We start from the raw sequence: 26,322 nt of genomic DNA on the forward strand, positions 1-26,322 counted from the left end.
TCAAAACGCGTCGATACCTAGCAGCGCTGCGGCTTGCAAGGCGGTGGCGCGCACAGCTTCGACCGTCGGGCCGGTCAGCGTCAGATGGCCCATCTTGCGGCCTTTGCTGGCCGTGGCCTTGCCGTACAGGTGCAGATGCGCACCGGGCAGGGCCAGCACCTCGGCCCAGGGCGGTGTGGTGGATTGCTCGGAGCGCACAAACCACAGGTCGCCCAGCAGGTTCAGCATCAGCGCCGGGCTGTGCTGGCGCGGCTGCACCAGGGGCAGGCCGGCCAGTGTGCGCACCTGCAGCTCGAACTGCGATACATCGCAGCAGTCCAGGCTGGCATGGCCGCTGTTGTGCGGGCGCGGGGCGATCTCGTTGACCACCAGGCTGCCGTCTTGCAGCACAAAGAATTCCACGCACAGCACGCCCACGTACTGCAGGCCAGATGCTATGGATTTCGCAGCTGCCAGCGCAGAATTTACCTGCGCCGCAGGCATGTTTTCTGCATAAACCTCGGTCACCGCCAGAATCCCGTCGCGGTGCAGATTGCGCTGGATCGGCAGGTGCACCATCTGGCCGTCGGCGCCGCGCGCCACGATCACCGAGCATTCGGCGGCCAGCGGCAGCATTTTTTCCAGCACGCAGGGCACGTTCTTCATTGCCGCCCAGGCGCTGGCCAGCTCGGCCCGGGTGGCGACGCGGGCCTGGCCCTTACCGTCGTAGCCCAGGCGGGTCGTCTTCAGGATGCCGGGCAGCAAGGCCTCGTCCACCGCTGCCAGCTGCTCGGGCGTGTCGATCACCGCGTACGGCGCGCAGGGCACGCCGCAGCGCACGAAATGGGCTTTCTCCTGCGCCCGGTCCTGGGCGATGGCCACGGCCGAGGCCGCGGGCGACACGGGTTTGCTGTCGGCCAGCAATGCCAGCGCCGGCGCCGGCACGTTTTCGAATTCGGTGGTGATGGCATCGCACAAGCCGGCCAGCTGGGCCAGGCCTTGCGGGTCCAGGTAGTCGGTGGCGATGTGGTGGTGGCTGACGCGGCCGGCAGGGGATGCCGCGTCCGGGTCCAGCACGGCGGTGAAATAGCCCATGGTCTGGGCCGCGTGGATGAACATGCGGCCCAGCTGGCCGCCGCCCATCACGCCCAGTGTCGCACCGGGGAGCAGGGCCGGCTTCATAGCACGGGAGCCGGGGGTGGCAGGGTCATATTGCGGGCCACCTCGGTCTGGGCGGCGCGGAAGGCTTCCAGCTGGGCGCGCAAGGCCGGGTTTTCGTTGGCCAGCAGGGCCACGGCGAACAGGGCGGCGTTGGCAGCCCCGGCGGTGCCGATGGCGAACGTGGCCACCGGAATGCCCTTGGGCATTTGCACGATGCTGTGCAGCGAATCCACGCCCTGCAGGTGGCGGCTGGCCACTGGTACGCCGAGCACCGGCACCGTGGTCTTGGCGGCCAGCATGCCCGGCAGATGGGCGGCGCCACCGGCACCGGCGATGATGGCTTTCAGGCCGCGGCCGGCGGCCGATTCGGCATAGGCGAACATATCGTCGGGCATTCGGTGGGCAGATACCACGCGGGCTTCGTGCGCGACGCCAAACTGTTGGAGAATCTGCACCGCATGCTGCATGGTGTCCCAGTCGGAACTGGAACCCATCACCACACCAATTTGAATAGAGTTCATAAGGCTTTGTTCTGATTAACCTCGAATTTTACTTTTTGCCCCCAGAGGCCCTCAGAAATGATCAACGTCACCGTCGAAAACTTTGAAACCGAGGTGATTGCCGCCTCCATGACCACGCCCGTGCTGGTCGATTTCTGGGCGCCGTGGTGCGGCCCCTGCAAGGTCATTGGCCCGCTGCTGGAAAAGGTCGAACAAGAGTACGCAGGCCGCTTCCGCCTGGTGAAGATCGACTCGGACGAAGAACAGCAGCTGGCCGCCGCCTTCGGCATCCGCAGCATCCCCACCTGCATCCTGGTCATGAACGGCCAGCCGGTGGACGGCTTCCAGGGCGCCCTGCCCGAGGGCAAGATCAAGGAATTCCTCGACAAGCACGTGCCCGCCGGCGAACCGCTGGACACCGAGCCGTCGGAAGCCGAGCAAGCCCTGGCCCTGGCCGAGGCCGGCGACACCGATGCCGCCCTGCACAAGCTGCACGAAGCCCTGGCGCTTGACCCGAGCAACGACGACGCCCGCTACGACTACGTGCGCCTGCTGGTCCAGGCCGGCCACCTCGAAGAAGCCGAAGCCGCGCTGCAGCCCACGCGCAAGTACATCCCTGCGCAGCTGCGCTTCGAAGCCTTGTCGCAATGGATATCCGCTCTCAATTTCGCAGCTACTGTCGCAGAAGGCGCGGGCGCCATGGCCGAATTTGATGCCAAGATTTCCGCCAGCAAGCGTGACTTCGACGCCCGCTTCGGCAAGGCCCGCGTGCTGATGGCCATGGGCGAATGGACCGCGTCCATGGACGAGCTGCTGGAAATCATCATGCGCGACAAGAAATGGAGCGACGAAGCCCCGCGCAAGACCTTCGTCGCCATCCTGGAGTTGCTGACCCCGCCCAAGCCCAAGGCCAGCGCCGAAGCCGGCAACAAGTCGGCGGGCGGCATCGAGCTGTCGGGCAATTCCGTCACCGCCCAGGACCCGCAGGCCCAGCTGATCGCCACCTACCGGCGCCGGCTGAGCATGGTGCTGAATTAGGCCCGCCTCCCGTGCCCGCCCTCCAGCTTCCCCTGTTGGCCGCGCTGCTGGCCCTGGCCGCCGGCCCGGCGCTGGCGGTGGTGAAGTGCGTAGGCGCCGACGGCAAGATCAGCTACCAGCAGGCCGTGTGTCCCAACACCGCGCAGCCGCAGCCCATGCACAACTTTCCGCGCCCGCGCATCGTCACCATCGACCCGGCCACGCTGTCGATGGAAAAAGACCCTTCGCCCACGCTCACCCCCTCGCCGGCGGACCTGCCTGCGCCCGTCCCCATGGGCGCAGGCCGCAGCGGCCTGGAGCCCGAGGGCGATATGTGCCTGGAGTACCTGAAGCCGCTGCTGAAAGACCCCGGCAGCCCCTACTACCGCAACCTGCAAAAAGAGGGCACGGTGCTGTCGATGGAGCTGTACGCCAAGAACGCGCTGGGCGGCTACACCAGCAAACCCGCGGCCTGCGAGATCAAGAACGGCCGGCTGGATGACGGCTGGACCAAGATCCACCTGAAACGCCTGGGTTGGGCGGTGCAGTAATTTTTAGATAAAAAAGGCCTGTAGCGCAGGATATACCTTCGCCAGCAGCTCTTAATTCAATAGCAGAGCGATTGTCAACTCAGGCCGCCCGCGCCAGCAGGCTGCGGTGCCCTTCGGTGGCCAGCACCTGCTGGGCATTCAGGCTGCGGATGGAGATGCTGGCGTCTTGCGGGATGCCGCCGGACAGCTGCAAGGCCAGGTAGCGGCCGCAGCTGACGCGCAGGAAAGAGGCAAAGTTGTCGACCTCGCCGCGCTCGGCCACCAGCTCGTCGTACAGCTTGGCGCAGAGCTGGGGCACGCCCATGCCGTCGCGCTGGGCGATCTCGTCCAGCACCTGCCAGAACAGGTTTTCCAGCTTGATGCTGGTGGCCACACCGTGCAGCCGCACCGAGCGGGCGCGGCTGTCGTAGAGGGCGGGGTCGGCGCTGATGAAGACTTGGCACATGGTGGATTCCCTGGATGCAGCCCCACATCATCGGAGGCTGCATACCCAGCGTCAATGCCTGGTCACAAACTGATACGCGTGCCCAGCAGGGCCAGGAACTGCGCAATCCAGGCCGGGTGCGCGGGCCAGGCCGGGGCCGACACCAGATTGCCATCGGTCACCGCTGCGTCGATGGCGATCTCGGCATAGGTGCCGCCGGCGATCTCCACTTCGGCGCGGCAGGCCGGGTAGGCCGAGCAGGTACGGCCTTTCAGCACGCCGGCGCCGGCCAGCAGCTGCGCGCCATGGCAGACGGCCGCCACCGGCTTGTTGGCCTCGAAGAAATGCTTGACCGCCGACACCACGGCCGGGTAGGTGCGCAGGTACTCGGGGCCGCGGCCGCCGGGGATCACCAGCGCATCGTAGCTGGCGACATCCAGGCCGGCGAAGGTGGCGTTCAGGATGAAGTTGTGGCCGGGCTTTTCGCTATAGGTCTGCGCGCCCTCGAAATCGTGGATCGCGGTCTTGATGTGGTCGCCGGATTTTTTGTCCGGACACACGGCATGGACGGTGTGGCCCACGGCCAGCAGCGCCTGGAACGGCACCATGGTCTCGTAGTCTTCGCAGTAGTCACCGCACAGCATGAGTATCTTTTTCGCCGCCATATTCGTCTCCTCAAGGGTGGTTGGGCGTCCATTGTTGGGCGATGCATGTATCGGCGGGTGTTAGCCGGCTACTACATGGGGACGGGGTGTAACAGGCATTTAAAGCGCCACCGATCACGAAGAGCGCCGCCCTACCGCCGCAAGCACGCGGTGATTCATCTGATCGGCGTACGACAAGCAGGTATTCGACGGCTAACATGGCGGCCGCCCGCTCTGCGGGGTTTGGTGGAATTTTTACCTGGCTTGACCGCAGGTTTTGCGGTCTACAGGGCCTTAGGGCACATATGCAACATACTCGCCGCTTCTTCAAATGGGCATTTTGGCTCGTAACCAGCGGCCTGATGGCCTTCTGCTTGCTGTTCGGCATTCCGTTCTCGTCCGGTATGGCTGCGCGCAAAGTCGTTGCATGGGCCGGCTGCACGCCAGCAAGCTTTGGCATGCAAGCCGTCTGTCCCGCCGGCAGTCTCGCGGAGCCATTCGTGCCCCTCAGCCATTGGTTCACGAGCGGCTTTGCCCCTTTGGTGCTCGCGGTGAACTTTGGTGGCATGCTCGCCGCATGGGCGTCTTTGTGCGTCGCGCTCGGCTTGATCTGGTTGGTGCTGGGTCTCCAACAGGCGCCCTGATGCTGGCGTTAACACTCGCCATCCTGCCTGCATTCTGAAAATCGAAGTACCACGATGCCTGCCACCTCGAATCCACTTCCTCCCCATGTGCTGGCTGCGCTGCAGGCCGGCAACAAGCTCGAAGCTGTAAAGCTACTGTGTGAGGCAACCGGGCTCGGACTCCAGGAATCCAAGGCTGCTGTCGAGGAATACGGCCATGGAATCCGTTCGCACACAGCCATGGCTTTTGCGGCGAGCCCACTGCCCAGTCCAGTGATCGAAGCCCTTCGGCGAGGAAGCAAAGTAGAGGCGGTCAAGCTCCTGCGCGAGAAGACGGGCCTGGGACTGAACGAGGCCAAAGACTGGGTCGAGGCCGCCTCGCCAGAGGTGGAATCGGAGGTGGACAGAGACGCACCGGGCAAAGTCTCCACATCGCGCAATCTCATCTGGTATGTCGTCGCGGCCCACGCGGTCTTCGGACTTATTGCCTATTGCGCCCTGCGTAGCTGACCCCGTCTTCAAGATGACTTAGGCTAGAACCGGGGGCACTGGGGGTTGAAGTCGGGTTGGTGCTTGCGCATTTCTTTCGCATCGTCGCGCTTGCGGATGCCGCAGTCCAGGTAGTTCTGGTGCAGTCGGGCCAGCGCCTGGCGGTCCAGGGTGACGCCCAGGCCGGGGCCTGGCGGAGGTGCCAGCACGCCGTTGCGGATAGACAGCTTGCCACCTGCAATCACTTCGTCTTCCTGCCAGGGGTAGTGGGTATCGCAGGCATAGCTGAGGTTGGGCAGCGTGACGCCGACATGGGTCATGGCGGCCAAGCTGATGCCCATATGCGAATTCGAGTGCATGGAAATGCCGATGCCGAAAGTGCGGCAGAGGGTCGCCAAGTGCTGGGTGGCCCGCAGGCCGCCCCAGTAGTGGTGGTCGGACAAGATCACCTGCACAGCATCCAGCTGAACCGTTTTGGGGATGTGGCCAAAAGCCACGGTCACCATATTGGTCGCCAGGGGCATGGGCGAGAACTGGGCCACTTCGCCCATTTCCTCCAGCGTGCTGACGGGGTCTTCCAGGTATTCCAGCAAGCCTTCGGCAGCCAGCAAGGGCATGATGCGGCGCGTGGTCGCCACCGACCAGCCCCCATTAGGGTCAATCCGCAAGGGGTAACCCGGGAAAGCGGCCCGCAAGGCCTTCAGGCCGGCAATTTCTTCTTCGGGTGGAAACACACCCGCCTTGAGCTTGATGGAGCCAAAGCCGTAGCTGTCGATCATGCGGCGGGCTTGCTGCACCAGCTGCGCTGGCGTGAGTGCCTCGCCCCAGTCGTCGGTCGGGTAACCGGGGTCTTCCTTGTGCTGGGCAAACTTGTAAAAAAGATAAGCGCTGTAGGCTACGTGGGGTCGAACCGCGCCCCCCAGCACCTGGTACAAGGGGCGGTCCAGAATCTGGCCCTGCAGGTCCAGGAAGGGCACCTCAAATGCGGCCAGCGCACTGGCGCGCGCCTTGTCGCCTTCGGGTGCGAAGGTAGCGCCGGTATCGGGGTTGTTGCCCACCAGGCCGTAGACCACGCGGGTCAGGGCGTTGAGGTCAAAAGGGTCCAGCCCCACGAGCTGGGGCGCGATCTTTGCCAGGTGCTCCAGTGTTTCCAGATTGCCATAGCTTTCGCCCAGACCCACGCGACCATCGGCGGTCTCGACCTCGATGATGCTGCGCAGTGCCCAGGGTTCATGCACACCGGCCACATTCAGCAGCGGTGGGTCACGGAACGCGATGGGGGTCACACGGGCCGCCACGATGCGGGTGGTCGACAGGCTCATTCCAATATCCTTTCAGGGGCGATTTGGCAGGGTCGCAAAGCGTATCTCGCCGCTCAGGCTGCCGCCAGGTTCCAACAGACGCATGCCGGTGTCTGCCACCCCGCGGGCCGCGAGGTTGAAGCCGTCTGCCACATGGCTGACAGGCTCCAGGCACAGATAAACAGGCGGGTCTGGCCGGTGCACCACCAGGTGGCCAAACAAGGGGTCGGCCTGCATGCTGATTAGCGCACCCTGTGGCAGTTCGACCAGCGCCGTTCCATCCCATCCCCCCAGGTAGGCGTTCACAGCCCCCTGCGGCAGATGGCGTGGCGTTGCATGCTGTTCATCGGCCCGCAGTGGCCGCGCGGTACCGGCCAGGTAGTCCGGCGTCACCGGCCATAGCGTGGTGGCGCGGTAGCTGAGCTGCGCTGCAGGAGCATGCTGAAAGAAGGGGTGTAGGCCCATGCCGGCCGGCATGCTGCGCTGGTCTGCATTGCACAGCGTCAGGCCGACACGCAGCTGCGAAGGCGTCAGTTCGAAGTGCAGGCTGGCGGTGTAGTGCCAGGGCCAGGCCGGGCCAGGTGGGCTGTCCAGGGTCAGCGTAGCGGTATCGGGGCCTGACTGCGCGGCCTGCCAGGGCTGCGCGTGGGCGTTGCCGTGCAGGCTGTGGGGCATGGCACCGGGGTGCGGGCGCAGGGCATGGGTTTCACCCTGGACATGCAGCAGCGCGTTGGCAATCCGGTTGGAATACGGCATCAGTGGATAGATGCCGCCTTTGGCCCACGCTATGGGGTCGAAGAAGTCTTCGGGGTACGGGTGGAGAACGTCCACCGCCTCGCCCCCGCCGCTTTCCAGGCGCAGCGCGGACACCCGTCCGCCCGCATGCGGAACAAGGCGGGCGGAGGCGCCACCTGCGTGCAAGGTGATGACGGGGTGCAGGGCGGCTTCAGGCATAACCGGTCGAACCGTCGGGCTTGACCGGCACCTTGCGTTCCCAGTGGATGTATTCCTCGGTACCCAGCAGTTCCTCGTTCATCTCGACCCCCCAACCCGGACGATCCGGGCGCAACTCAAGGTAGCCGTCCTTGGGCAGGTACGGGTCTTTCACGTACCAGGCGCCCTCATCGCGGCTTTCTGCGCTGACGGTGGCTTCGGTGCCGTACACATAGCCGGCGCCCTGCGGCAGGCGGTACTCCAGAATGCGGAAATTGGTCTGGGCGGCGCTGAAATGCACATTGATGGCGGTGGCCAGCGGGCCCATAGGGTTGTGCGGCGCAATGGTCACAAAATGGGCTTCGGCGAGCGCGGCAATCTTGCACATCTCCAGCAGACCACCCACGACGCACACATCGGGCTGGATGATGTCGCACCCGCGGACCTGCAGCAGCCGCAGAAACTCAAAGCGACTGTACAGCGACTCACCGGTAGCCAATGTGCACTGCAGACCGCGCTTGAGCTCGCCCCAGGCCTCAAAGTTCTCGGGCCGGATCGGCTCTTCAAAAAACAGCGGATCGTAGGGCGCGAGTGCGTTGCCGAGCTGCATGGCCTGGGCCGGCTCGAAAATCTTGGCGTGTGCATCAAAGGCGATTTCATACTCGGGTTTGACCGTTTCGCGCAGCGTGCGGAAGTAGTCTGCCGAGGTCTTGACCACCTCGCCCCAGCGGTGGCGGTGCATGTCAATGCGGTAAGGGCTGAGCTTGAATGCCTTGAGCCCCCATTGCTCGTTAAGCGCGTCCATTTCGTCGCGCGCCTGGGCCGCGTCGGGCGCGGTGTACATGCCTGCATAGACCTGCACCCGGTCCCGCACGTGGCCGCCCAGCAGCATGTACACAGGCACGCCAAGGGCCTTGGCCGAAATGTCCCACAGGCAATGGTCAATCGCCGCGATCGCTGCCAAACCCAACGCGCCCGGTGGAAAGCGCGTCTGCTGCATCAGATAGTGCACCAGAAACTCGATGCGGCGCGGGTCCTGGCCTTTGAGAAAGGTGACCAGGTAGTCAAACAGCGGGAACAGCGCCTTGTCCGGCCCGTGGTTGTAGCACTCGCCCCAGCCGGTGATGCCCTCGTCGGTGTCCATCGCCAGAATGACACGTGGCCGGTTCTTGTCGCGCGACATGAACACGCGCAGTCTGTCAATTTTCATGCTGTATCTCCGTAATGAAAAAAGGCACCCGTGTTGAGGGCTAGGCTCCTGTGTAGCGAAACCGCATATGCATGCTGCGCGCACGCGGGTCAGGTTTCGGTATGGCCGATAGCAGGGCTTGCGTGTAGGCGTGGGTAGGGGCATCGCACACCTGCTCGGTAGGGCCGGTTTCCACCACCTTGCCCCGGTACATCACGGCAACCCGGTCACAGAAGTAACGGATCACCGCGATGTCGTGGCTAATGAAGATAAAGGACAGGCCCAGCTTGTCCTGCAGGTTCAGCAGCAGATCCAGCATCTGGGAACGCAAGGACACGTCCAACGCCGCGGTAGCCTCGTCGGCCACGATGATGCGCGGATTGAGCGCAATGGCGCGCGCAATGCCGATGCGCTGGCGCTGGCCGCCCGAGAAGGCATGGGGGTAACGCTCGCGCCAGGCCGGCTCCAGCCCCACGCTCTGCAGCAGGTCGGCCACGCGTTCATCCAGCTCCTTGCCAGTGGCCAAGCCATTGACCAGCAGTGGTTCCCCCACAATTTGTGCGACCGTCATGCGCGGGTTGAGGGAGCTCACCGGGTCCTGGAAAATCATCCGCATCTCACGCCGGCACTGCTTCAGCGTGTGTTTGTCTGCCGTCACCAGATCGATCACGGTGCCGTCGGGCTGGCGGTAGTTGATGGCGCCCGCCGTCGGGTCGTAGACCCGCAGCAGGCAGCGGCCCATGGTGGTTTTACCGGAGCCAGACTCGCCCACAATACCCAGGGACTCCCCCGGCATGAGGCTCAGCGACACCCCGTCCACGGCCTTGGTGGAAGATTTGGGGCCACCAAAATGCATGCTCAGGTCGTTCACCTCCAAAATGGGCTGCTGCGCAGGATCTGGTGCCTTGCGTCGCACCCGGATATCGGCCTTGCGCCCCAGTTTGAGCACGGAACCGATCAGCATGCGGGTGTAGTCGTGCTGCGGCGCATGGAAGATCTGGTCCACCGGGCCGGTTTCCACGATCCTGCCGTTGTGCATCACGATGACCTGGTCGGCAATCTCGGCCACCACGCCCATATCGTGGGTGATGAACATCACCGCCATACCGTGGCTTTTCTGCAGGCGCTTAATCAGGTCCAAAATCTCGGCCTGCGTGGTCACGTCGAGTGCGGTGGTTGGCTCATCTGCTATCAAAAGTGAGGGATTGCAAGCCAGAGCCATGGCAATCATCACCCGCTGGCGCATGCCTCCCGAGAACTCAAAGGTGTAGCGGTCCACGGCCTTGTCGGGGTGGGGAATCTCCACCTGCGCCAGCAGCTCGATGCAGCGGGCCCGTGCCTCGAGCTTGCCCATCTTGATGTGCAGCCGCAGTACCTCGATGATCTGGTTGCCCACGGTATGCACCGGCGACAGCGATGACATGGGCTCCTGAAAAATCATGGCGATCTCGGCACCACGCACGGCTCGGATTTCCTTGCCGCGTGGATGGAGTTTGGCCAGGTCCACGCTGGACCCGTCAGCCCGGTTCAGCACCATGGAGCCGCCAGCAATGCGCCCGGGCTCGTCGACGATCTGGAGGATGGAGCGGGCGGTGACACTTTTGCCACTGCCGCTTTCGCCCACCACACACAGCGTACGGCCGCGCTCCACATTGAACGAGATGCCGTCCACGGCCTTGATGCTGCCGTTGCGCACGGCAAAGTGCGTACTCAGGTTATTGACCTGCAGCAGAATGGGCGACACGCTGGTCGCGCTTGGGGTGGAAGTTCCTGGGGTCATGGTCATTTGTTGTACGGGTCGGAGGCGTCACGCAAACCGTCCCCCAGGAAGTTGAGGGCAATCACGGCCAACACCACGGCAGCACCGGGTGCAAACAGCCAGGGCGCTGTGGCGATGGAGCGGATGTTCTGGGCTTCACGCAACAGCACGCCCCAGGAAATGGTGGGCGGCTGCAGGCCCAGGCCCAGGAAGCTGAGCGAGGTTTCGGCCAGGATCATGGCCGGAATGGCCAGGCTCACCGAGGCAATGATGTGGCTCGAAAAGCTGGGCAGCATATGGCGGAAGATGATGCGGCCTTCAGACGCACCATCCAGCCGTGCAGCGGTCACAAATTCTTCGGTGCGCAAGCTCAGGAAGCGCCCGCGTACCACGCGGGCCAGTTGCGCCCACCCGGTAAGCGACAAGATCAAGGTGATCATCATGTAGTTCAGGGTGGCGGGCCAGTCCTGCGGCAGGGCCGCCGCCAGCGCCAGCCAGATCGGGATGGTGGGCAGAGACAGCACCAGCTCGATGACGCGCTGGATCGCAAAGTCGACGCGCCCGCCGAAGTAGCCGGAAATGCCGCCCAAAATAATACCAATCGTGAGTGACAGAATCACGCCCAGCAAACCGACCGACAGAGAAATCTGGGTCCCCACCATGATGCGGCTGAACACACAGCGCCCCAACCGATCGGCGCCAAACAAGAACAGCGGTTGGTCGGCATCCTGCGTGGCAAACAGATGGATGCGCGAGCTGAACAGGCCGAATACCGAATACTCGTAACCCTCGCCAAACATGCGCAACGGCACCTTGCGCTCCTTGTCCTCCTGGTACACCGATGCCAGCGTGACCGGGTCACGCTTGAGTATGTAAGGATGGATGTAGGGATGCATCGACCAGCCATCAGCCCCGCTATCGATGAAGTGCACGGTCTGCGGCGGATAGAACACGGCACGCCGATTCTGTTGCGATGGGTCGTTGACCGCAAAGAAGCCGGGCACCACGGCAATCACGTAGAGCCCGATAGTGACAAACAAGCCCACCATGGCCAGCCGGTGGCGCTTGAAGGCCCACCAGACCAGTTGCCATTGGGACGCAACGGCAAGACGGCTGACCGTCTGTCCGACTATGCCGTCGATGACGGGGGAAGATGCAGCAGGAGTGTTCAAGATGCGTTACTCAAGACGGATGCGCGGGTCAACCAGCGCCAGAAGAATGTCGCTGATCAACGAGCCCGTAACGGTCAGCACGCAGATCAACAGGATGAAAGCACCCGCCAGGTACATGTCCTGGCTCATCAGCGATTGCAGCAGCAGGGGGCCGGCCGTGGGCAGGCTCAGCACGATGGCCACGATGATGGAGCCCGAAACCAGGTTGGGCAGCAGCCAGGCGATGGTGGAGATGAAGGGGTTGAGCGCCATGCGCATCGGGTACTTGACCAGCAGCGTGAACTCCGACAAGCCCTTGGCGCGGGCCGTGGTCACATAGGGTCGGTTCAGCTCGTCGAGCATATTGGCGCGCATCACGCGGATCAGGCTGGCCGTACCCGACACGGCCAGGATGATCACCGGGATCCACAAGTGCTGCATCAGGTCCACCACCTTGGCCATGCTCCAGGGCGCCGTGAGGTACTGGTCTGAAAACAGGCCACCCACGTTCTGCCCGAATTCGACCGCTGCGACATACATCAGCACCAGGGCCAGCAAAAAGCTGGGCACGGCCAGGCCAAGAAACGAAAGAAAGGTCACCACATAGTCGCCAATCGAATATTTCTTTACCGCAGAGAACACGCCGATGGGCAAGGCAATGCCCCAAGTCACCAGCAGCGTCGAGAAGGTGAGCAACAGCGTCAGGGCCATGCGCTCCCAGATCAGGTCACCCACCGGCTGCTGCCACTCGAAACTCAGGCCAAAGTCACCGTGCAAAACGATGTTGGAGATCCACTTCCAGTACTGGATGATCATGGGCTGGTCCAGGCCAAACCGGTTGCGCAGGTCTGCAGCCGTGGCCTGGTCTACCACCTCGTTGGAGGCCGCCAGCGTGGCGATGTAGGTGGTGACGTAGTCGCCGGGTGGCAGCTGGATCAACACGAACGATAGAAAGCTGATGGCCAGCAGAAACGGCAGCATCCACAGCATCCGCTTGACGATGAAAACGAACATATCGGTATCCCTTGAAAGCGGCGCACAACCCCGCTGGTGGCGTCAACCACCAGCCGGTTTGCTGCCTGTACACGTCGGCTGCAAACTCGGTGTGCGGATCAAGTCCGGGTGAAGAAGAACTGCTGTGGCAGCGCAGGCCCCGGGTTGGGCCAGGTCCACGAATTGGGATACTTCTTGGGCACGTTTTGCAGATTGTTCTTGACGATGCCGAAGGTGTTGACGGCAAGGCAAACGCCAATGGTTTCATAGGCATCCGCACACAGGTCGAACACCTTTTTCATGGCCTCGCCGCGTTTCTTCAGGTCGGCGGTGGCCAGCGCTTCGTCAAACAGCTTCTTGCGCTGCTTCTGGCTTTCGGGTGGCTCCTGGCCGTCTTTGCCATTGGAGGCAAACCAGATGGTCCAGGGGATCGCATAGCGCGAGCCCTGTGGGTGCTGCGCAAAATAATCACGGGGGTCCAGCATCGGGTCCAGTCCACCCGGGCCGGGCCACGTGGCGCCGTCATGGTCGTTGTTGTCGCCACGTGTGTAGAACAAGGCACGCTCAATGGTATTGACCTTCATGTCTACACCGATGTCGGCCCAGTGCCGCTTCACCAGCTCCAGCGTGTCCACGGCATCTGGGTAGAGCGTGGGGATCACGTCAATCGAGAAGAAAACCCGCTGGCCATCCGGACGCAGGCGGAACTTCTGCGCGTCACGCTTGGCATAGCCAATCTTGTCCAGAATATCGTTGGCCTGTTTGGGGTCGAAGTTGGTGAACTGGCGGGACAGCTTCTCGTTGTACCAGGGGTGGCCGGGGCGAGGACCGGTCTGGAAGGGCTCGGACTGGCCGAGGTACACCAGATCAATGATTTCCTTGCGGTTGATGCCCAGCGACAGCGCCTGGCGGAACTGCTTGTTGCCGAACATCTCGCGCATCTTCGGGTCTTTGTGCGTCAAGTTCAGGTAGATCTGCACCTGCTGGGCGCTGGTTGCCTCCAGCTCCACCAGACGGTAGCCGCCTTTTTGCTGGTTTTGCGACAGCGTGGGCTTGTTCTGCAGCGAGTCGATATGGCGTTCCTGGATGTCCAGCTTGCCCGACAGGGCGTCCAGCATCAGCGACTCCACATCCTGCGCAATGCTGAAACTGAGCTTGTCGATGTAGGGCAGTTGCTGGCCGCTTTGGTCCACCTGCCAAAAGTAGGCGTTGCGGTCCATCACCACACGCGTCACGCCGCCGGTATAGGCTTCGGTCACAACCCAGGGATCCAGCGTGGGCTTGTCCACATTGCCCCAGCGCGCCGGGATTTCGATGTCGCCACATTTGCTGCGGAACAGGGCCGTCCAGTCCGACAGGTTGGCCGCTTTGGCTTGTGCTGCCACGTTGCTGTTGTACTTGGGATGGAATTGGCTGGCGTAGTGTTTGGCGTACAGCGTGGGGTATTGGCCCAGTGGCGTGGCCAGCTGCTCCAGAAACATGGCGTAAGAAGCGGGGAATGTGAACTTCACCGTGGTTTCATCGATTTTGCTGGCCACCACGGGCTTGCCCGAAATCACCAGCGTGCCCGGAGGCGTCTTGAACAAATCGGTGTTTTTGGCGCAATCCTCAATCGAAAAAACGACATCGTCGGCCGTGAAGGGCTTGCCGTCCGACCACTTCATGCCCTTGCGCAGATAGAAAATGAACTCGGTGGAAGTGGCATTGACCTCCCATTTTTCTGCCACGTTGGGCAAGACTTCGGTAAAGGCCAGGTTCCAACGCACCAGCCCCTGGTTGCCCACCAGCCGCAGAATGCCGTTGTGGTCGGCACTTCCGCGCAATCCCCGGCGCAGGGCGCCACCGTAAACGCCCACTTTCTCTGCCTGGATGACCAGCGGTGTGGCAGGCAGACGCTGGGCCAGCGCAGGCAATTTGCCGTCGGTCACCAGCTTGGCCAGTGCGGGGGCTTCCTTGGCTTGCTGGGCAAACGCTGATTGCCCCATGCCCGCCAGGGCCGCGGCGCCAGCGAAGCCCTTGAGCACGGTGCGTCGGCCTGCACGCATGCCACCCAATCTTGTCTTTGTCTCTTCTTTCATGGCTTGTCTCCGAATAAATGTTCGAACCCCGACCAACACCACTTTGTCAGACGAATTTTTACTTGTCAATCCTGCTTTACTCGGGGAAATGTGAAGACAAGATCACCAGCAGAAACCAATAAAAACAAATTTGCCTGACAAATTCAGAAGATTCCATACAATCTAAAGCGCTTTTGACCATCCCCATGGGACGCTTACCCGTCCTGGAACCACCACATCCCGAGGTATCCATGAACATCGCCCCCTTGCATGTTGACGAGTTTTCCGCCTCCGTTCTGGCCGTGCCACCGCTGGCCCGGCGTGCCGACTTGTCGATTGACGAGGCGCAAAACCGCCAGCTCATCCACCATATCGAGGCCGGTGGCATCCGCACTCTGCTCTACGGTGGCAACGCCAACCTGTACCACACCTCGATGGGTGACTACGCCTTGCTGCTGGAGCAACTGGCCGATAGCGCGTCCGACACCACGCGGGTGATCCCGGCCATTGGCCCGGACTTTGGAAAAATGATGGACCAGGCCCAACTGCTGCGTGGCAGCCGCTACCGCACGGCCATGGTCCTGCCCATGCAGGGCTTCACCACGCCCGAAGGTGTGGCCGAAGGCATCTCGCGTTTTGTCGACACCGCGGGCATCCCCGTCACGCTCTACATCAAGAGCGAGCAGTACCTGGATGTGGCCACCTTGGGCCGGCTGGTGGACAGTGGGCGGATTCTGGCCGTTAAGTACGCCATCGTGCGCGACGACCCGGTCAACGATCCTTACCTGCGGGCCTTGGTGGAACGCATCACACCGGCCCGCATCGTCAGTGGCATGGGAGAACGGCCTGCGCCTGCGCATGTGAGCCAGTTTGGCCTGGCCTCCTTCACCACCGGTTCAGGCTGTATTGCGCCCAAGACCTGCATGGCCTTGCTGCAGGCGCTCAAACATGCTGACACGGCACGCGCGCAGACTTTGTACGACGCCTTCATGCCCCTGGAAACCCTGCGTGACTCGATCTCGCTGATCCGCGTGCTGCACGATGCCGTCACGCTTAGCGGCGTGGCCGACATGGGTGCACACCTGCCGCTACTCAGTGCCTCGCCCGCAGACCGGATGGCCGAGATCAGGACCGTCGCGGCCGCTCTCTTGGCCAGCGACCAGCGGCTTTGAAAACTTTGCCTGCCTACTCCCGCCATGACTGACCGCCCGACTACCAGCCTCGTTGATCGCGTTTACCGCGAGATTCTGGGCAGCATCATGCGCGGCGAGTTGACCGAGGGGGGCCAGCCTCCTGCCGACCCGACATTGGGCGAAAGTCGCTCGACGCGGCCCACCACCAGCCGGCACAACCGGCTGCCCACCGAGCAAGCGCTGACTGAGCGTTTTACGGCATCGCGCCCCACCATCCGCGAGGCCTTGTCGCGTTTGCGGGCCGATGGCATCATCACCAGCCGCCAGGGTTCAGGCACCTTTGTCACCCGGCTGCCCGACCCGAACATCCCCCGTTTTGCGCCACTCGAATCCATCTCCGACCTGCGGCGCTGCTTTGACTTCCGCATCGTTGTGGAATCGGGTGCAGCCGCGTTGGCCGCCAAACAAGTGGACGACGCCAGTCTGGCGGAAATCGAGCGCGCCTACGCCCAACTCAACACCGTGGTGGCCGAGCAGGCACTGGGGGCGAATGAGGACTTCGAGTTTCACCTCGCCGTGGCCAGGGCCTCGAAGAACCAGTTCTTCGTCTCGGCCATTGCATCCATGCAAGAGCAGTTGCTGTTCAGCATGAACATGATGCGCAATCTCTCGCTGCTCAAGAGCAGGGACCGCCAGAAAACGGTGCAGGCAGAACATGAAGCCATCCTGCATGCTCTGCAGCGCCACGACAGCGGAGCGGCAGAATTGGCCATGCGCCAGCACCTGACGAACGCTTGCGATCGCATGTTCGGCAAGTGAGCCGATTTCGGGTAGGGCTTGGTTTGCCTTTGGAATTTGGGAGGGTGGAATAAGGCACCAACTCCCAGCAAGCCAGCAAAGACTGGGGGGAAGTTCTAGTAAACCACCGGACCTTCGCCCGCGCTTACCGGCAATACCTCCAGCCCCCGGTAAGCCGGATTCGCCACCCACTGCACAGGTACATCTGCTAAGCGCAAACCAGGAAAACGCTGCAGCAGCAGCCTGAAAGTCACCTCCGCCTCCACCCGCGTCAGCATCGCACCAATGCAGACATGCGGCCCCGAGCCGAACGACACCGAACCCCCATCGCGCCCCGCCACATCCAGCCGGTCGGGCTCGGCATGGCGCGCCGGGTCGCGGTTGGCCGCGCCGATCAAAGGTACAACCAGATCGCCGCGGCGCAGCTGCTGGCCGTGCAACTCCATATCCGCAGCAACGCGGCGGCCGGTGTACTGAACCGGACTATCGAAGCGCAGCAACTCGCGGACAGCGCCGGGCAGCAAGGCAGGCTCTTGTTGCAGGCGCTGCCATTGATCCGGGTTGCTCAGTAAGGCATACAGGCCGTTGCCCAGCAGATTGCGCGTGGTCTCATGGCCGGCGAACAGCAGCATCGCGCACTGGGCCAGCAACTCGGCGTGGCTATGGATGTCGCCCGCGTCTTCGGCCTGCAGCAGGCGGCTGACCAGATCGTCGCCCGGGCTCTGGCGGCGCTGCGCCACCAGGGTTTCGAAATACCGCCCCATGGCCAGCAGGCTGGCCTGGGCGCGGCGGGCCTGGGCGTGGGTGGCCAGCGGGGCGCCGATGAAGACGGCCAGGTCGTCGGACCAGGTGACGAAGTCGGCATTGGCCGCGTCATCTATGCCCATCATCTTGGCGATGACGCGCACCGGCAGCGGACGGGCCACGGCCTGCATGAAGTCGAAGCTGGGCTGGTCGTTAACCGCATCGAGCAGCTCGGTCACGACCTGCTCAATGTGCGGCAGCAACGCCTGGATCGCCTCGGGTTTGAAACCGGCGTTCAGCACCCTGCGGATGCGCGTATGGTCCGGCGCATCGAGGAACAGCATGGCCCGGGCGAACAGCTGCTGGAAGCCGGCCAAATCGCCTTTCTCCTGCTCGCGGTCCGTCACCCAGCCGCCGGTGCGCTGGGCCGACAAGCGCGGGTCGCGCAGCACCTGCTCGACATCCGCATGGCGCGTCAGCAGCCAGGCGCCGCCGAAGAATTCGGTGCTCCAGTGGATGGGGCCGGCCTCGCGCAGCGCCTGGTAGGCCGGATACGGATTCGCCAGAAAGGCCGCGTCGACGAAGGGCGCAATCGGCGTCATGCGGCAAACAATCTGCGCAGGGCCGCGCCATCCAGATGCGCAGCGACGGCGGCCGGCGTCGGGGCAACCAAACGTGGCACTACGCCAAGACACGGTGCCTGGTGCCGGCGCGTGAATTCGTGGCGCAGCGTGTCCAGATTGGCTTGCAGGTGCGGCATCTGCGGGTCCAGCGTGTTGGCCACCCAGCCCGCCAGCCGCAGGCCGCGGGCGCGGATTGCCTCTGCCGTCAGCAGCGCATGGCTGATGCAGCCCAGGCGCAGACCAACCACCAAGACCACCGGATAACCCAGCGCCAGCGCCAAGTCGGCGGTGTCCGCATCGGGTGTCAGCGGCACGCAGAAGCCACCCACGCCTTCGACCACCAGCACATCGGCCCGCTGCGCCAGCGCCCGGGCCTGCTGCACCAGCGTGGGCAGGTCGATGGCGCGGCCTTCCAGCGCGGCGGCGATGTGCGGCGCGCACGCGGCCTGGAACTGCAGCGGGCCAACCTCGGCGCCGTCCAGTTCCAGCGATCCGGCTGCGCGCAGCGCCTCAACGTCTTCGTTGCTGCCATCGGCCTCCAGCCCGGCCGCCACCGGCTTGAAGCCGGCGCTGCGCCAGCCCTGTTGCGCGCACCAGTGCAGCAGGGCCGCGCTGGTGCGGGTCTTGCCGATTTCGGTGTCGGTGCCGGTTACAAAAATATTAGACATGCATATCCTGGGCGGCCATCGCCAGGCCATGGACCAGGCGCAGCACGTCGTGGACGCTGTGCGAGGCGCTGAGGGTAATACGCAGCCGTGCCGTGCCCACAGGCACGGTCGGCGGCCGGATCGCCGGCACCCACAGGCCTTGCCGCTCCAGTGCCGCCGACAAGACCAGCGCGGCAGCGTTGTCGCCGACGATCAACGGCTGGATGGCGGTGTGCGAATCGGCCAGGCTCCAGCCCAGCGAAGGATGGGCGTCCATCAGCAAGGTCAGTTGGCGGCGCAGCAGCGCAACCAGGTGGGCCAAATGGGCGCGCCGTTGCGTGCCGTCTTCCGAGGCCAGCACCAGCAGGCTGGCGCTGACGGCGTGGGCGATGGCCGGCGGCGCGGCGGTGGTGTAAATGTAAGGCCGGGCGGTCTGCACCAGCCACTCCACGATGGTCGGGTGCGCGGCGATGAAGGCCCCGGCCACACCGGCGGCCTTGCCCAGCGTACCCATGTAGATCAGCCGCTCGCTGCACAGGCCGAATTGCGCGAGGCTGCCGCGGCCTTGCGCGCCGAGCACGCCGAAGCCGTGGGCGTCATCGACCACCAGCCAGGCGTCGTATTTTTCGGCCAGCGCCAGCATCGCCGGCAAGTCGGCCAGGTCGCCATCCATGCTGAACACGGCGTCGGTGACGATCAGCTTGATCGCGCTGTCGCAGCTACTCAGTTGGCGCTCCAGCACCACCAGATTCCGGTGGGCGTAGCGCTGCAGCGTGGCCTTGGACAGCAGCGCGCCATCGACCAGCGAGGCGTGGTTCAGCCTATCTGCAAAAATCGTAGCACCTTGCGCAGCAAGCGCGGGCGCTAGAGCCATATTTGCCATATAACCAGTGCAAAAGTACAGCGCACGGGCGTTGGGGATATTCGGCGCCATCCAGGCCGCCAGCTCGGCTTCCAGCCTGGCGTGCGCCAGTGAGTGGCCGCTGACCAGGTGCGAGGCGCCGCTGCCCGCTCCGAAGCGCTGTGCGCCCTCGGCCAGCGCGGCAGTCAAGGCTGGGTGATTCGCCAGACCCAGGTAGTCGTTGCTGCAAAACGCCAGCATCTCGCGCGCCGGCTGGCCATCGCGCGCCACGCGCTGCTGGGGCGCACAGGGCGACGCGGCCGTGCGGCGGTTGCGGGTCAACGCCTGCTCGGCGCGCTCACGCAGTTGGCGGTTCAGGTGCTCGATCAGCATCGGTGGGTACTTGGTTCAAAACATCGTCCAGCGTGGCCATCACCTGGCGGGCCAACCAGGGCGACAGCTCTGCGTCCAGCAAATACGGCGGCAGCAGATAGACCGTGCGGCCTATCGGGCGGATCAGCAGCTCGCGGGCGCGGCCGGCCAGATGAAAGCGCTCGGCAAAGCGCGCGCCGGCCAGCGGCTCTTTCACATCGAAGGCCCAAATCATGCCGATGTGGCGGAAGTTCTCGACGCGCGGGTCGGTCTGCAAGGGCGCCAGCGCTGCGCTGAGGATGGTGGCTTGCTGGCGGTTGCGGGCCAGCACGCCATCTTCGGCAAACCGGTCCAGCACCGCCAGCGCGGCGCGGCAGGCCAGCGCGTTGCCGGTGTAGGAATGCGAATGCAAGAAGCCGCGCGCCACATCGTCGTCCAGAAAGGCTTCATAGACGCTGTCGCGCGACAGCACCAAGGACAAAGGCAGGTAGCCGCCGCTGATGCCTTTGGACAGGCACAGCAAATCGGGCCACAGCGGCAGCTCTCCCAATTCAGCGGCCTGCTCCACCGCAAAGAAAGTGCCGGTGCGGCCGCAGCCGACCGCGATCTCGTCGGCAATCAGCAGCACCTGGTGCTGGTCGCACAGCGTCCGCACGGCGCGCAGATAGGCCGGGTCGTACATCGCCATACCGGCGGCGCCCTGCACCAGCGGCTCCAGTATCACGGCAGCGATCTGGCCGTGGCGAGCTTCCAGCAAAGTCTGCAGCTCGGCGGCGGCGCGCAATGCCACATCCTCCGCCGACTCACCGGGCCAGGCCTGGCGTGCGTCGGGCGACATCACCTGGTGCGAACGCAGCAGCAGCGGGTCGTAAGCGTCGCGGAAGATCTGTACGTCGGTGACGGCCAGCGCGCCCAGTGTTTCGCCGTGGTAGCCCTGGCGCAGGCAGACGAATTCGCGCTTGTCGACAAAGCCGCGATTGCGCCAGTGGTGGAAGGCCATCTTCAAGGCGATTTCCACCGCCGAGGCGCCATCGCTGGCGAAGAAGCAGTGGCCTAGGACTCCGCCCGTCAGCGCCGACAGCCGCTCGGCCAACTCCACCGCCGGCGCATGGGTGCAGCCGGCCAGCATCACATGCGGCAGGGTGTCGAGCTGGTCCTTGATGGCGGCGTTGATGCGCGCGTCGGCGTGGCCGAACAGATTGACCCACCAGGAGCTGATGGCGTCGAAGTAGCGGTTTCCGTCTTCGTCATGCAGCCAGACGCCCTGGCCGCGCACCATGGGCAGCGGCGGCACCTGGGCCGCGCGCTGCATCTGGGTGCAGGGGTGCCAGATGTGCGCCAGGCTGCGCGCCACCAGAGAGCTGGCCATGGCCTAAGCCGTGAGGCGTTGCAGCGCTTCCTGGTACTTGGCGGCGGTCTTGGCGATCACCTCCTGCGGCACGCGCGGTGCGGGCGGGGTCTTGTTCCAGGGCTTGCCGTCGATCTGCACCTGCTCCAGCCAGTCGCGCACGAATTGCTTGTCGTAGCTGGGCGGGTTCGTGCCTTCCACATAGCCTTCGACCGGCCAGAAGCGCGAGGAGTCGGGGGTCAGCACCTCGTCCATCAGCACCAGCGTGCCGTCGGTGTCCAGGCCGAACTCGAACTTGGTATCGGCAATGATCACGCCCTTGGTCAGCGCGATGGCAGCGGCTTCGGAGTAGATCTGGATGCTCAGGTCGCGGATGCGGCCAGCCAGGTCGGAGCCGATCATCTCCACGGTTTTCTCGAAGGTGATGTTTTCGTCATGGTCGCCGACCGCGGCCTTGGCCGCTGGGGTATAGATCGGCGCAGGCAGCTTGGAGGCGTTGGTCAAGCCCTCGGGCAGCGGCACGCCGCAGACCGAACGGCTTTCCTGGTATTCCTTCCAGCCGCTACCAGCCAGGTAGCCGCGCACCACGGCTTCCACCGGGATCGGCTTCAGGCGCTTGACCAGCATGGAGCGACCTTGCACCTGGGGCACTTCGTCCGGCAGAACCGCGCTCTCGGGCGCTTCGCCGGTCAGGTGGTTCGGGCAGATATGGCCCAGCTTGCCGAACCAGAACAAGGCCATTTGCGTCAGCAAGATGCCCTTGCCGGGGATGGGCTCGCCCAGGATCACATCGAAGGCGCTGAGGCGGTCGCTGGCCACCATCAGGATGCGGTCATCGCCCACGGCGTAGTTATCGCGCACCTTGCCGCGCGCCAGCAGGGGCAGGCTGTGGATGGAAGAGGTATGGACAGTAGTCATCAGGGCGTTCTCAAGAGGAAATTAGGCCGGAATCAAGCAAGCCGTGGCTGCGACATCGCACGCATGCCAACCCTAGAGTGTAAAACGCCGGGGTCCTGCCCGCTTTCACCCCGCCGCACTAGACCGCATTCCAGCCCTGCACCGCCGTCCATACCGCCCCCAGCACCAGCACGCCGCCGACCAGTCGCCCCACGGCGATGGAGGCCTGGGGCCGGGCCGCCAGCCAGGTGCGCGAGCCCCCGGCGGCCACGGCCCAGAAGCCGTAGACCAGGGTTTGCGTCAGCGCGATGATCAACCCCAGCACGACAGCCTGGACCCACACCGCGCCGTACTCCACGCGCAGAAACTGCGGAAAGATCGCCAGCATGAACAAATAGGCCTTGGGGTTCATCAAACAGGTGAGCATGGCCCGGCGGAAGATCACCCCGGGCGGCGGCGTCCCCACCGCCGGCAGCGGTCCGATCGCCGACTGGCTGCGCAGCACCGACACGCCTATCCACGCGATGTACACCGCGCCCCCCAGCAACAAGGCGTTCACCAGCCCCGGCACCCAGCGCAGCACCAGGCCTAAGCCCAACACCCCGGCCACCACATGGCAAATGCCGCCGGCCACCATGCCGGCCACTGCGTACAGGCCGGACTTGCGCCCGCCGACCAGGGCGTTGGACAGCACGAAGGCCATGTCCATGCCGGGCAAGACGATGATGCCGAGCACCATCACGAAAAATAGCCATAGGTGGGTGTAGTGGGTCATGGTGCTCGGCCTCGGTGGATGGAAAACCCCACTCTAAAACCCTATCAGGGCGATATTGGCCCTGATACCTGTCTAAACTTGTGCCATGTATTCCCCCACCACCCGCGTGCTGACCGTGCTGGAGCTGCTGCAAGCCCATAGCCGCCTGAGCGGCCCGGACCTGGCGCAGCGCCTGGAAGTGGATGGGCGCACGCTGCGGCGCTACATCCGCAAGCTGGAAGACCTGGGTATTCCGGTGCTGGCCGAGCGCGGCCGCTACGGCTGCTACAGCCTGATGCCCGGCTTCAAATTGCCGCCCATGGTGTTCACCGACGACGAGGCCCTGGCCATCTCGTTAGGCCTGGTGGCGGCGCGCGGCCTGGGGTTGGCTGCTGCCGTAGCCGCGGTCGAGAGCGCCCAGGCCAAGCTGGAGCGCGTCATGCCGGCGCCGCTGAAACAACGGGTACGGGCGCTGGGCGAGACCGTGGTGCTGGACCAACGGCCATCGGCTCCGGCCAAGGACAACCAGGCGCTGATTGCGCTCAGCCTGGCCGCCTACCAGCAGCGCCAGGTACACCTGCACTACTGCTCGGCGCAGGACGTGGTGACCGAGCGGGATTTCGACCCCTACGGCCTGGCCTACCGGGCGCGGCGCTGGTACGTGGTCGGCCATTGCCATCTGCGCCAGGGGCTGCGCTCGTTCCGGCTGGACCGGGTGCAAGCCGTAGCGCCGAAGGAGAGTTACTTTGTGCCGCCCGCCGACTTTGATGCGGTGCGGCATCTGGCCTTGGGGGTAGCCAGCATTCCCCGTGCGATCCAGATCGAAGTCTTGCTGCATACGGACATGGAGACGGCGCAGGCCGCGCTGTTTGACAGCATAGGCCTGCTGCACCCGGTGGACGGCGGCGTGGTGTTGCACAGCCAGGCCGACGATGTGCACTGGTTTGCGCGCGAACTGGCGCGCCTGCCGTTTGACTTCACCGTGCGCCAGCCGCCGGCCCTGCGCGAGGCACTCAGCCTGCTGGCCGTGCGCTTGCAGCAGCTGGCAGGGATCAGCCGCGCTGGAACTTGAAGACTGCGGTACCGGCCAGCGCGTTCGGCCAGACGCGCACTTCGCGGCCCTCCTGCAGGCCAAAGGAATCCAGGATGTTCAGGTCGTTCTTCTCGGCCAGCACCTCGAAGTCCTTAAAGGTGCCGACGCGGATATTCGGCGTGTCGTACCACTGGTAGGGCAGGCGCTTGGTCACCGGCATGCGGCCGCGCAGAATGCTCATGCGGTTCGGCCAGTGGGCGAAGTTGGGGAAGGCCAGCACGCCCATGCGGCCCACGCGGGCGGTTTCGCGCAGCATGGTTTCGGCATTGCGCAGATGCTGCAAGGTGTCGATCTGCAGCACCACGTCGAACGAGGCGTCGTCGAACATCGCCAGGCCTTCGTCCAGGTTCAGCTGGATCACATTCACGCCGCGCTGCACACATTTCAGCAGCTTGGCATCGTCGATTTCAATGCCGTAGCCCGAACAGCCACGCGTGGCCTGCAGATGCGCGAGCAGGGCGCCGTCGCCACAGCCCAGGTCCAGTACGCGCGAACCTTTGGGCACCAGGCGGGCAATCGATTCCATCGTGGCTTGTGCGCTCATGCGGCCACCTCTTGGGCGATGCGGTCGAAATAAGCGCGTACCGTGGCCATGTAGCGCGCATCGTCGAGCAAAAACGCATCGTGCCCGTGCGGCGCGTCGATTTCGGCGTAGCTGACGGTACGCCGGTTGTCCAGCAAGGCCTTGACGATTTCGCGGCTGCGCTGGGGCGAGAAGCGCCAGTCGGTGGTGAAGCTAACCAGCAGAAACTGCGCCTGCACCTTGGCAAAGGCCGCGGTCAGCTTGCCGTCGAAATGCCGGGCCGGGTCAAAGTAGTCGAGCGCGCGGGTGATCAGCAAGTAGGTGTTCGCGTCGAAGTAGTCGCTGAACTTGTCGCCTTGGTAGCGCAAATAGCTTTCGATCTGGAACTCCGCGTCCTGCGTGGTGTAGCGGTAGCTATCACCAATCAACTGGCGGCCGAATTTGGTGTTCATCACGTCGTCGCTGAGATAGGTGATGTGACCGATCATGCGGGCGATGCGTAGACCGCGCTGTGGCACCACCCCATGCTGGTAAAAGTGGCCGCCGTGGAAGTCCGGGTCGGTAACGATGGAGCGGCGCGCCACCTCGTTGAAGGCAATGTTCTCGGCCGTCAGATTCGGGGCGCTGGCGATCACCACCGCATGCCGCACGCGATCTGGATACTGTAGCGTCCAGCCCAGTGCCTGCATGCCGCCCAGGCTGCCACCCATCACGGCTGCGAGTTGCTGTATGCCCAGGCTGTCGAGCAGACGGGCCTGGGCGTTGACCCAGTCTTCCACCGTGACGACCGGAAAGTCAGCACCGTAGACCTGGCCCGTATCAGGATGAACGTGCATGGGCCCGGTGGAGCCAAAGCACGAGCCCAGGTTGTTCACGCCGATGACGAAGAAGCGATTGGTGTCCAGCGGCTTGCCGGGGCCGACCATGTTGTCCCACCAGCCGGCCGACTTGGGCTGGTCGGCATACACGCCGGCCACATGGTGCGAGGCGTTCAGCGCATGGCAGACCAGTACCGCATTCGACTTGTCGGCATTCAGCGTGCCATAGGTTTCAAACGCCAGGTCGTAGGCGCGGATAGCACCGCCGCCTTGCAGTGGGAGACGGTCGGGGAAATGCTGGGTTTGCGGTGTCGCGATCAAGGGCTTACCCACGCCCTAAACTGGCTTGGTGTCGATAAAGCTCTGCCGCTGCATCAGCTTGTCTTGCAATTTGCCCAGGTTCGGGTGGCGGCTGCGCCAGTCCACCGCCGGGAAGCGGAATTCCAGCCAGCCCAGCGCGCAGCCCACGGCGATGTCGGACAGGCTCAGGTGGATGCCGCTGCAAAACGGCTTGTCGGCCAGGCCGCGGGCCATGGCTTTCAGGGTGGCGTCGATCTTGCCCATCTGGCGGTCGATCCAGGCCTGGCTGCGCTGGGCCTCGGGGCGGTCCACCCAGACGGATTCCATGCGTGCCAGCAGGCCGGCATCGCACAAGCCGTCGGCCAGCGCTTCCCAGGTTTTGACTTCCACGCGTTCACGGCTTTGCGCCGGAATCAGCTTGCCGACGGGCGACAAGGTGTCCAGGTACTCGACAATGACCCGCGAATCGAACACGGCTTCGCCGCCTTCCATCACCAGGCAGGGCACTTTGCCCAGAGGGTTGGACTCGGAAATATTGGTGCCCGACGCCCACACGTCCTCCAGCACCAGCTGGTAGTCGAGCTTTTTTTCGGCCATCACAACGCGCACTTTGCGTACGTAGGGGCTGGTGAGAGATCCGATGAGTTTCATGGGCAAGAT

At 64.1% G+C, this 26,322-nt stretch carries 27 protein-coding genes; 7 read left to right on the top strand and 20 right to left on the bottom strand.

Features of this window, described 5'->3' with window-relative positions; translation table 11 throughout:
• Both J2X19_RS15885 and purE read right to left on the bottom strand, forming a co-directional pair.
• Entirely contained in the window at positions 1–1,161 is a 1,161-nt protein-coding gene (locus tag J2X19_RS15885) for a 5-(carboxyamino)imidazole ribonucleotide synthase (RefSeq protein ID WP_310374701.1), read from the bottom strand.
• The gene (purE, locus tag J2X19_RS15890) at positions 1,158–1,661 is read right to left on the bottom strand and encodes a 5-(carboxyamino)imidazole ribonucleotide mutase (RefSeq protein WP_310374703.1); all 504 of its coding nucleotides are present in this window, start codon (positions 1,659–1,661) and stop codon (positions 1,158–1,160) included. Before purE ends, J2X19_RS15885 begins: the two co-directional genes overlap by 4 nt.
• A 57-nt stretch (positions 1,662–1,718) precedes the next feature.
• Between purE and trxA the strand changes: the two genes are divergently transcribed.
• Both trxA and J2X19_RS15900 read left to right on the top strand, forming a co-directional pair.
• The gene (gene trxA / locus J2X19_RS15895; protein WP_310374705.1) at positions 1,719–2,678 is read left to right on the top strand and encodes a thioredoxin; all 960 of its coding nucleotides are present in this window, start codon (positions 1,719–1,721) and stop codon (positions 2,676–2,678) included.
• Between the two features lie 11 nt (positions 2,679–2,689).
• Positions 2,690–3,208: a hypothetical protein gene (locus J2X19_RS15900; RefSeq protein WP_310374707.1), complete on the top strand. Its 519-nt coding sequence runs from the start codon at positions 2,690–2,692 to the stop codon at positions 3,206–3,208.
• Between the two features lie 79 nt (positions 3,209–3,287).
• On the opposite strand, the gene J2X19_RS15905 is transcribed toward J2X19_RS15900, so the two are convergent.
• Both J2X19_RS15905 and J2X19_RS15910 read right to left on the bottom strand, forming a co-directional pair.
• Positions 3,288–3,653, bottom strand: a complete 366-nt coding sequence (locus J2X19_RS15905; RefSeq protein WP_310374710.1) for a ribbon-helix-helix domain-containing protein — start codon at positions 3,651–3,653, stop codon at positions 3,288–3,290.
• A gap of 62 nt (positions 3,654–3,715) precedes the next feature.
• A complete protein-coding gene (locus J2X19_RS15910; RefSeq protein WP_310374712.1) occupies positions 3,716–4,297 on the bottom strand; it encodes a DJ-1/PfpI family protein in 582 nt (193 codons plus the stop codon).
• A gap of 284 nt (positions 4,298–4,581) precedes the next feature.
• Here J2X19_RS15910 and J2X19_RS15915 point away from each other — a divergent pair, with 284 nt between their 5' ends.
• On the top strand, positions 4,582–4,920 hold the full coding sequence (locus J2X19_RS15915; RefSeq protein WP_310374714.1) for a hypothetical protein: 339 nt from the start codon (positions 4,582–4,584) through the stop codon (positions 4,918–4,920).
• A 54-nt stretch (positions 4,921–4,974) separates the two neighbouring features.
• Complete coding sequence (locus tag J2X19_RS15920; RefSeq protein WP_310374716.1) at positions 4,975–5,409, top strand: ribosomal protein L7/L12; 435 nt, start codon at positions 4,975–4,977, stop codon at positions 5,407–5,409.
• A gap of 23 nt (positions 5,410–5,432) precedes the next feature.
• Here the strand turns inward: J2X19_RS15920 and J2X19_RS15925 are convergent, their stop codons facing one another.
• From J2X19_RS15925 to J2X19_RS15955, 7 genes are all read right to left on the bottom strand, one after another.
• The gene (locus tag J2X19_RS15925; RefSeq protein ID WP_310374717.1) at positions 5,433–6,710 is read right to left on the bottom strand and encodes a glucarate dehydratase family protein; all 1,278 of its coding nucleotides are present in this window, start codon (positions 6,708–6,710) and stop codon (positions 5,433–5,435) included.
• A 12-nt stretch (positions 6,711–6,722) separates the two neighbouring features.
• Positions 6,723–7,643 carry an aldose 1-epimerase gene (locus J2X19_RS15930; protein WP_310374719.1) on the bottom strand — a complete coding sequence of 307 codons (921 nt, stop codon included), beginning with the start codon at positions 7,641–7,643 and terminating at the stop codon, positions 6,723–6,725.
• On the bottom strand, positions 7,636–8,832 hold the full coding sequence (locus J2X19_RS15935) for a mandelate racemase/muconate lactonizing enzyme family protein (RefSeq protein ID WP_116608438.1): 1,197 nt from the start codon (positions 8,830–8,832) through the stop codon (positions 7,636–7,638). The genes J2X19_RS15930 and J2X19_RS15935 overlap by 8 nt, the downstream gene beginning before the upstream one ends.
• Positions 8,833–8,872: 40 nt before the next feature.
• The gene (locus J2X19_RS15940; RefSeq protein WP_310374721.1) at positions 8,873–10,591 is read right to left on the bottom strand and encodes an ABC transporter ATP-binding protein; all 1,719 of its coding nucleotides are present in this window, start codon (positions 10,589–10,591) and stop codon (positions 8,873–8,875) included.
• A 2-nt stretch (positions 10,592–10,593) separates the two neighbouring features.
• Complete coding sequence (locus J2X19_RS15945; RefSeq protein WP_310374723.1) at positions 10,594–11,742, bottom strand: ABC transporter permease; 1,149 nt, start codon at positions 11,740–11,742, stop codon at positions 10,594–10,596.
• A 6-nt stretch (positions 11,743–11,748) separates the two neighbouring features.
• The gene (locus J2X19_RS15950; RefSeq protein WP_116608440.1) at positions 11,749–12,735 is read right to left on the bottom strand and encodes an ABC transporter permease; all 987 of its coding nucleotides are present in this window, start codon (positions 12,733–12,735) and stop codon (positions 11,749–11,751) included.
• 98 nt (positions 12,736–12,833) lie between these two features.
• On the bottom strand, positions 12,834–14,792 hold the full coding sequence (locus tag J2X19_RS15955) for an ABC transporter substrate-binding protein (RefSeq protein ID WP_310374725.1): 1,959 nt from the start codon (positions 14,790–14,792) through the stop codon (positions 12,834–12,836).
• Positions 14,793–15,022: 230 nt separating this feature from the next.
• Here J2X19_RS15955 and J2X19_RS15960 point away from each other — a divergent pair, with 230 nt between their 5' ends.
• Positions 15,023–15,943, top strand: a complete 921-nt coding sequence (locus J2X19_RS15960) for a dihydrodipicolinate synthase family protein (protein WP_310374727.1) — start codon at positions 15,023–15,025, stop codon at positions 15,941–15,943.
• A 24-nt stretch (positions 15,944–15,967) separates the two neighbouring features.
• Positions 15,968–16,723 carry a FadR/GntR family transcriptional regulator gene (locus J2X19_RS15965; protein WP_310374729.1) on the top strand — a complete coding sequence of 252 codons (756 nt, stop codon included), beginning with the start codon at positions 15,968–15,970 and terminating at the stop codon, positions 16,721–16,723.
• 95 nt (positions 16,724–16,818) lie between these two features.
• On the opposite strand, the gene J2X19_RS15970 is transcribed toward J2X19_RS15965, so the two are convergent.
• The 6 genes from J2X19_RS15970 to J2X19_RS15995 form a co-directional block, all read right to left on the bottom strand.
• Entirely contained in the window at positions 16,819–18,048 is a 1,230-nt protein-coding gene (locus tag J2X19_RS15970; protein ID WP_310374731.1) for a cytochrome P450, read from the bottom strand.
• Complete coding sequence (gene bioD, locus J2X19_RS15975; RefSeq protein WP_310374732.1) at positions 18,045–18,737, bottom strand: dethiobiotin synthase; 693 nt, start codon at positions 18,735–18,737, stop codon at positions 18,045–18,047. The genes J2X19_RS15970 and bioD overlap by 4 nt, the downstream gene beginning before the upstream one ends.
• The gene (bioF, locus tag J2X19_RS15980) at positions 18,730–19,950 is read right to left on the bottom strand and encodes an 8-amino-7-oxononanoate synthase (RefSeq protein ID WP_310374733.1); all 1,221 of its coding nucleotides are present in this window, start codon (positions 19,948–19,950) and stop codon (positions 18,730–18,732) included. Before bioF ends, bioD begins: the two co-directional genes overlap by 8 nt.
• Positions 19,916–21,298 (bottom strand): adenosylmethionine--8-amino-7-oxononanoate transaminase, encoded by a 1,383-nt coding sequence (gene bioA / locus J2X19_RS15985; RefSeq protein WP_310374734.1) that lies wholly within the window; start codon positions 21,296–21,298, stop codon positions 19,916–19,918. The genes bioF and bioA overlap by 35 nt, the downstream gene beginning before the upstream one ends.
• Positions 21,299–21,301: 3 nt before the next feature.
• Positions 21,302–22,195: a phosphoribosylaminoimidazolesuccinocarboxamide synthase gene (locus tag J2X19_RS15990; protein WP_310374735.1), complete on the bottom strand. Its 894-nt coding sequence runs from the start codon at positions 22,193–22,195 to the stop codon at positions 21,302–21,304.
• Positions 22,196–22,313: 118 nt separating this feature from the next.
• On the bottom strand, positions 22,314–22,949 hold the full coding sequence (locus tag J2X19_RS15995; protein WP_116608449.1) for a LysE family translocator: 636 nt from the start codon (positions 22,947–22,949) through the stop codon (positions 22,314–22,316).
• 85 nt (positions 22,950–23,034) lie between these two features.
• On the opposite strand from J2X19_RS15995, the gene J2X19_RS16000 reads away from it, so the two are divergent.
• Entirely contained in the window at positions 23,035–24,000 is a 966-nt protein-coding gene (locus J2X19_RS16000) for a helix-turn-helix transcriptional regulator (protein WP_310374736.1), read from the top strand.
• Here J2X19_RS16000 and metW read toward each other — a convergent pair.
• From metW to J2X19_RS16015, 3 genes are read right to left on the bottom strand one after another with little or no spacing between them, the layout of a single operon-like run.
• On the bottom strand, positions 23,981–24,565 hold the full coding sequence (gene metW, locus J2X19_RS16005) for a methionine biosynthesis protein MetW (RefSeq protein ID WP_116608451.1): 585 nt from the start codon (positions 24,563–24,565) through the stop codon (positions 23,981–23,983). The genes J2X19_RS16000 and metW overlap by 20 nt on opposite strands.
• Positions 24,562–25,695 (bottom strand): homoserine O-succinyltransferase MetX, encoded by a 1,134-nt coding sequence (gene metX, locus J2X19_RS16010; protein ID WP_310374737.1) that lies wholly within the window; start codon positions 25,693–25,695, stop codon positions 24,562–24,564. The genes metW and metX overlap by 4 nt, the downstream gene beginning before the upstream one ends.
• Before the next feature lie 3 nt (positions 25,696–25,698).
• Entirely contained in the window at positions 25,699–26,313 is a 615-nt protein-coding gene (locus tag J2X19_RS16015; protein WP_116608453.1) for a glutathione S-transferase N-terminal domain-containing protein, read from the bottom strand.
• Positions 26,314–26,322 lie beyond the last annotated feature (9 nt).

The organism is Rhodoferax ferrireducens (assembly GCF_031458075.1).
Lineage (GTDB): Bacteria > Pseudomonadota > Gammaproteobacteria > Burkholderiales > Burkholderiaceae_C > Rhodoferax_B > Rhodoferax_B ferrireducens_A.

What these genes read in the sequence shown, in the direction of transcription:
- J2X19_RS15950 (WP_116608440.1), bottom strand. Translation starts at nt 12,735, where the DNA reads ATGTTCGTTTTCATCGTCAAGCGGATGCTGTGGATGCTGCCGTTTCTG.
- J2X19_RS15920 (WP_310374716.1), top strand. Translation starts at nt 4,975, where the DNA reads ATGCCTGCCACCTCGAATCCACTTCCTCCCCATGTGCTGGCTGCGCTG.
- J2X19_RS15960 (WP_310374727.1), top strand. Translation starts at nt 15,023, where the DNA reads ATGAACATCGCCCCCTTGCATGTTGACGAGTTTTCCGCCTCCGTTCTG.
- J2X19_RS15995 (WP_116608449.1), bottom strand. Translation starts at nt 22,949, where the DNA reads ATGACCCACTACACCCACCTATGGCTATTTTTCGTGATGGTGCTCGGC.
- J2X19_RS15925 (WP_310374717.1), bottom strand. Translation starts at nt 6,710, where the DNA reads ATGAGCCTGTCGACCACCCGCATCGTGGCGGCCCGTGTGACCCCCATC.
- J2X19_RS15915 (WP_310374714.1), top strand. Translation starts at nt 4,582, where the DNA reads ATGCAACATACTCGCCGCTTCTTCAAATGGGCATTTTGGCTCGTAACC.
- J2X19_RS15990 (WP_310374735.1), bottom strand. Translation starts at nt 22,195, where the DNA reads ATGACTACTGTCCATACCTCTTCCATCCACAGCCTGCCCCTGCTGGCG.
- J2X19_RS15955 (WP_310374725.1), bottom strand. Translation starts at nt 14,792, where the DNA reads ATGAAAGAAGAGACAAAGACAAGATTGGGTGGCATGCGTGCAGGCCGA.
- J2X19_RS15930 (WP_310374719.1), bottom strand. Translation starts at nt 7,643, where the DNA reads ATGCCTGAAGCCGCCCTGCACCCCGTCATCACCTTGCACGCAGGTGGC.
- J2X19_RS15910 (WP_310374712.1), bottom strand. Translation starts at nt 4,297, where the DNA reads ATGGCGGCGAAAAAGATACTCATGCTGTGCGGTGACTACTGCGAAGAC.
- bioF (WP_310374733.1), bottom strand. Translation starts at nt 19,950, where the DNA reads ATGCTGATCGAGCACCTGAACCGCCAACTGCGTGAGCGCGCCGAGCAG.
- J2X19_RS15885 (WP_310374701.1), bottom strand. Translation starts at nt 1,161, where the DNA reads ATGAAGCCGGCCCTGCTCCCCGGTGCGACACTGGGCGTGATGGGCGGC.
- J2X19_RS15935 (WP_116608438.1), bottom strand. Translation starts at nt 8,832, where the DNA reads ATGAAAATTGACAGACTGCGCGTGTTCATGTCGCGCGACAAGAACCGG.
- J2X19_RS16000 (WP_310374736.1), top strand. Translation starts at nt 23,035, where the DNA reads ATGTATTCCCCCACCACCCGCGTGCTGACCGTGCTGGAGCTGCTGCAA.
- bioD (WP_310374732.1), bottom strand. Translation starts at nt 18,737, where the DNA reads ATGTCTAATATTTTTGTAACCGGCACCGACACCGAAATCGGCAAGACC.
- J2X19_RS16015 (WP_116608453.1), bottom strand. Translation starts at nt 26,313, where the DNA reads ATGAAACTCATCGGATCTCTCACCAGCCCCTACGTACGCAAAGTGCGC.
- metW (WP_116608451.1), bottom strand. Translation starts at nt 24,565, where the DNA reads ATGAGCGCACAAGCCACGATGGAATCGATTGCCCGCCTGGTGCCCAAA.
- trxA (WP_310374705.1), top strand. Translation starts at nt 1,719, where the DNA reads ATGATCAACGTCACCGTCGAAAACTTTGAAACCGAGGTGATTGCCGCC.
- purE (WP_310374703.1), bottom strand. Translation starts at nt 1,661, where the DNA reads ATGAACTCTATTCAAATTGGTGTGGTGATGGGTTCCAGTTCCGACTGG.
- J2X19_RS15905 (WP_310374710.1), bottom strand. Translation starts at nt 3,653, where the DNA reads ATGTGCCAAGTCTTCATCAGCGCCGACCCCGCCCTCTACGACAGCCGC.
- bioA (WP_310374734.1), bottom strand. Translation starts at nt 21,298, where the DNA reads ATGGCCAGCTCTCTGGTGGCGCGCAGCCTGGCGCACATCTGGCACCCC.
- J2X19_RS15965 (WP_310374729.1), top strand. Translation starts at nt 15,968, where the DNA reads ATGACTGACCGCCCGACTACCAGCCTCGTTGATCGCGTTTACCGCGAG.
- J2X19_RS15940 (WP_310374721.1), bottom strand. Translation starts at nt 10,591, where the DNA reads ATGACCCCAGGAACTTCCACCCCAAGCGCGACCAGCGTGTCGCCCATT.
- J2X19_RS15970 (WP_310374731.1), bottom strand. Translation starts at nt 18,048, where the DNA reads ATGACGCCGATTGCGCCCTTCGTCGACGCGGCCTTTCTGGCGAATCCG.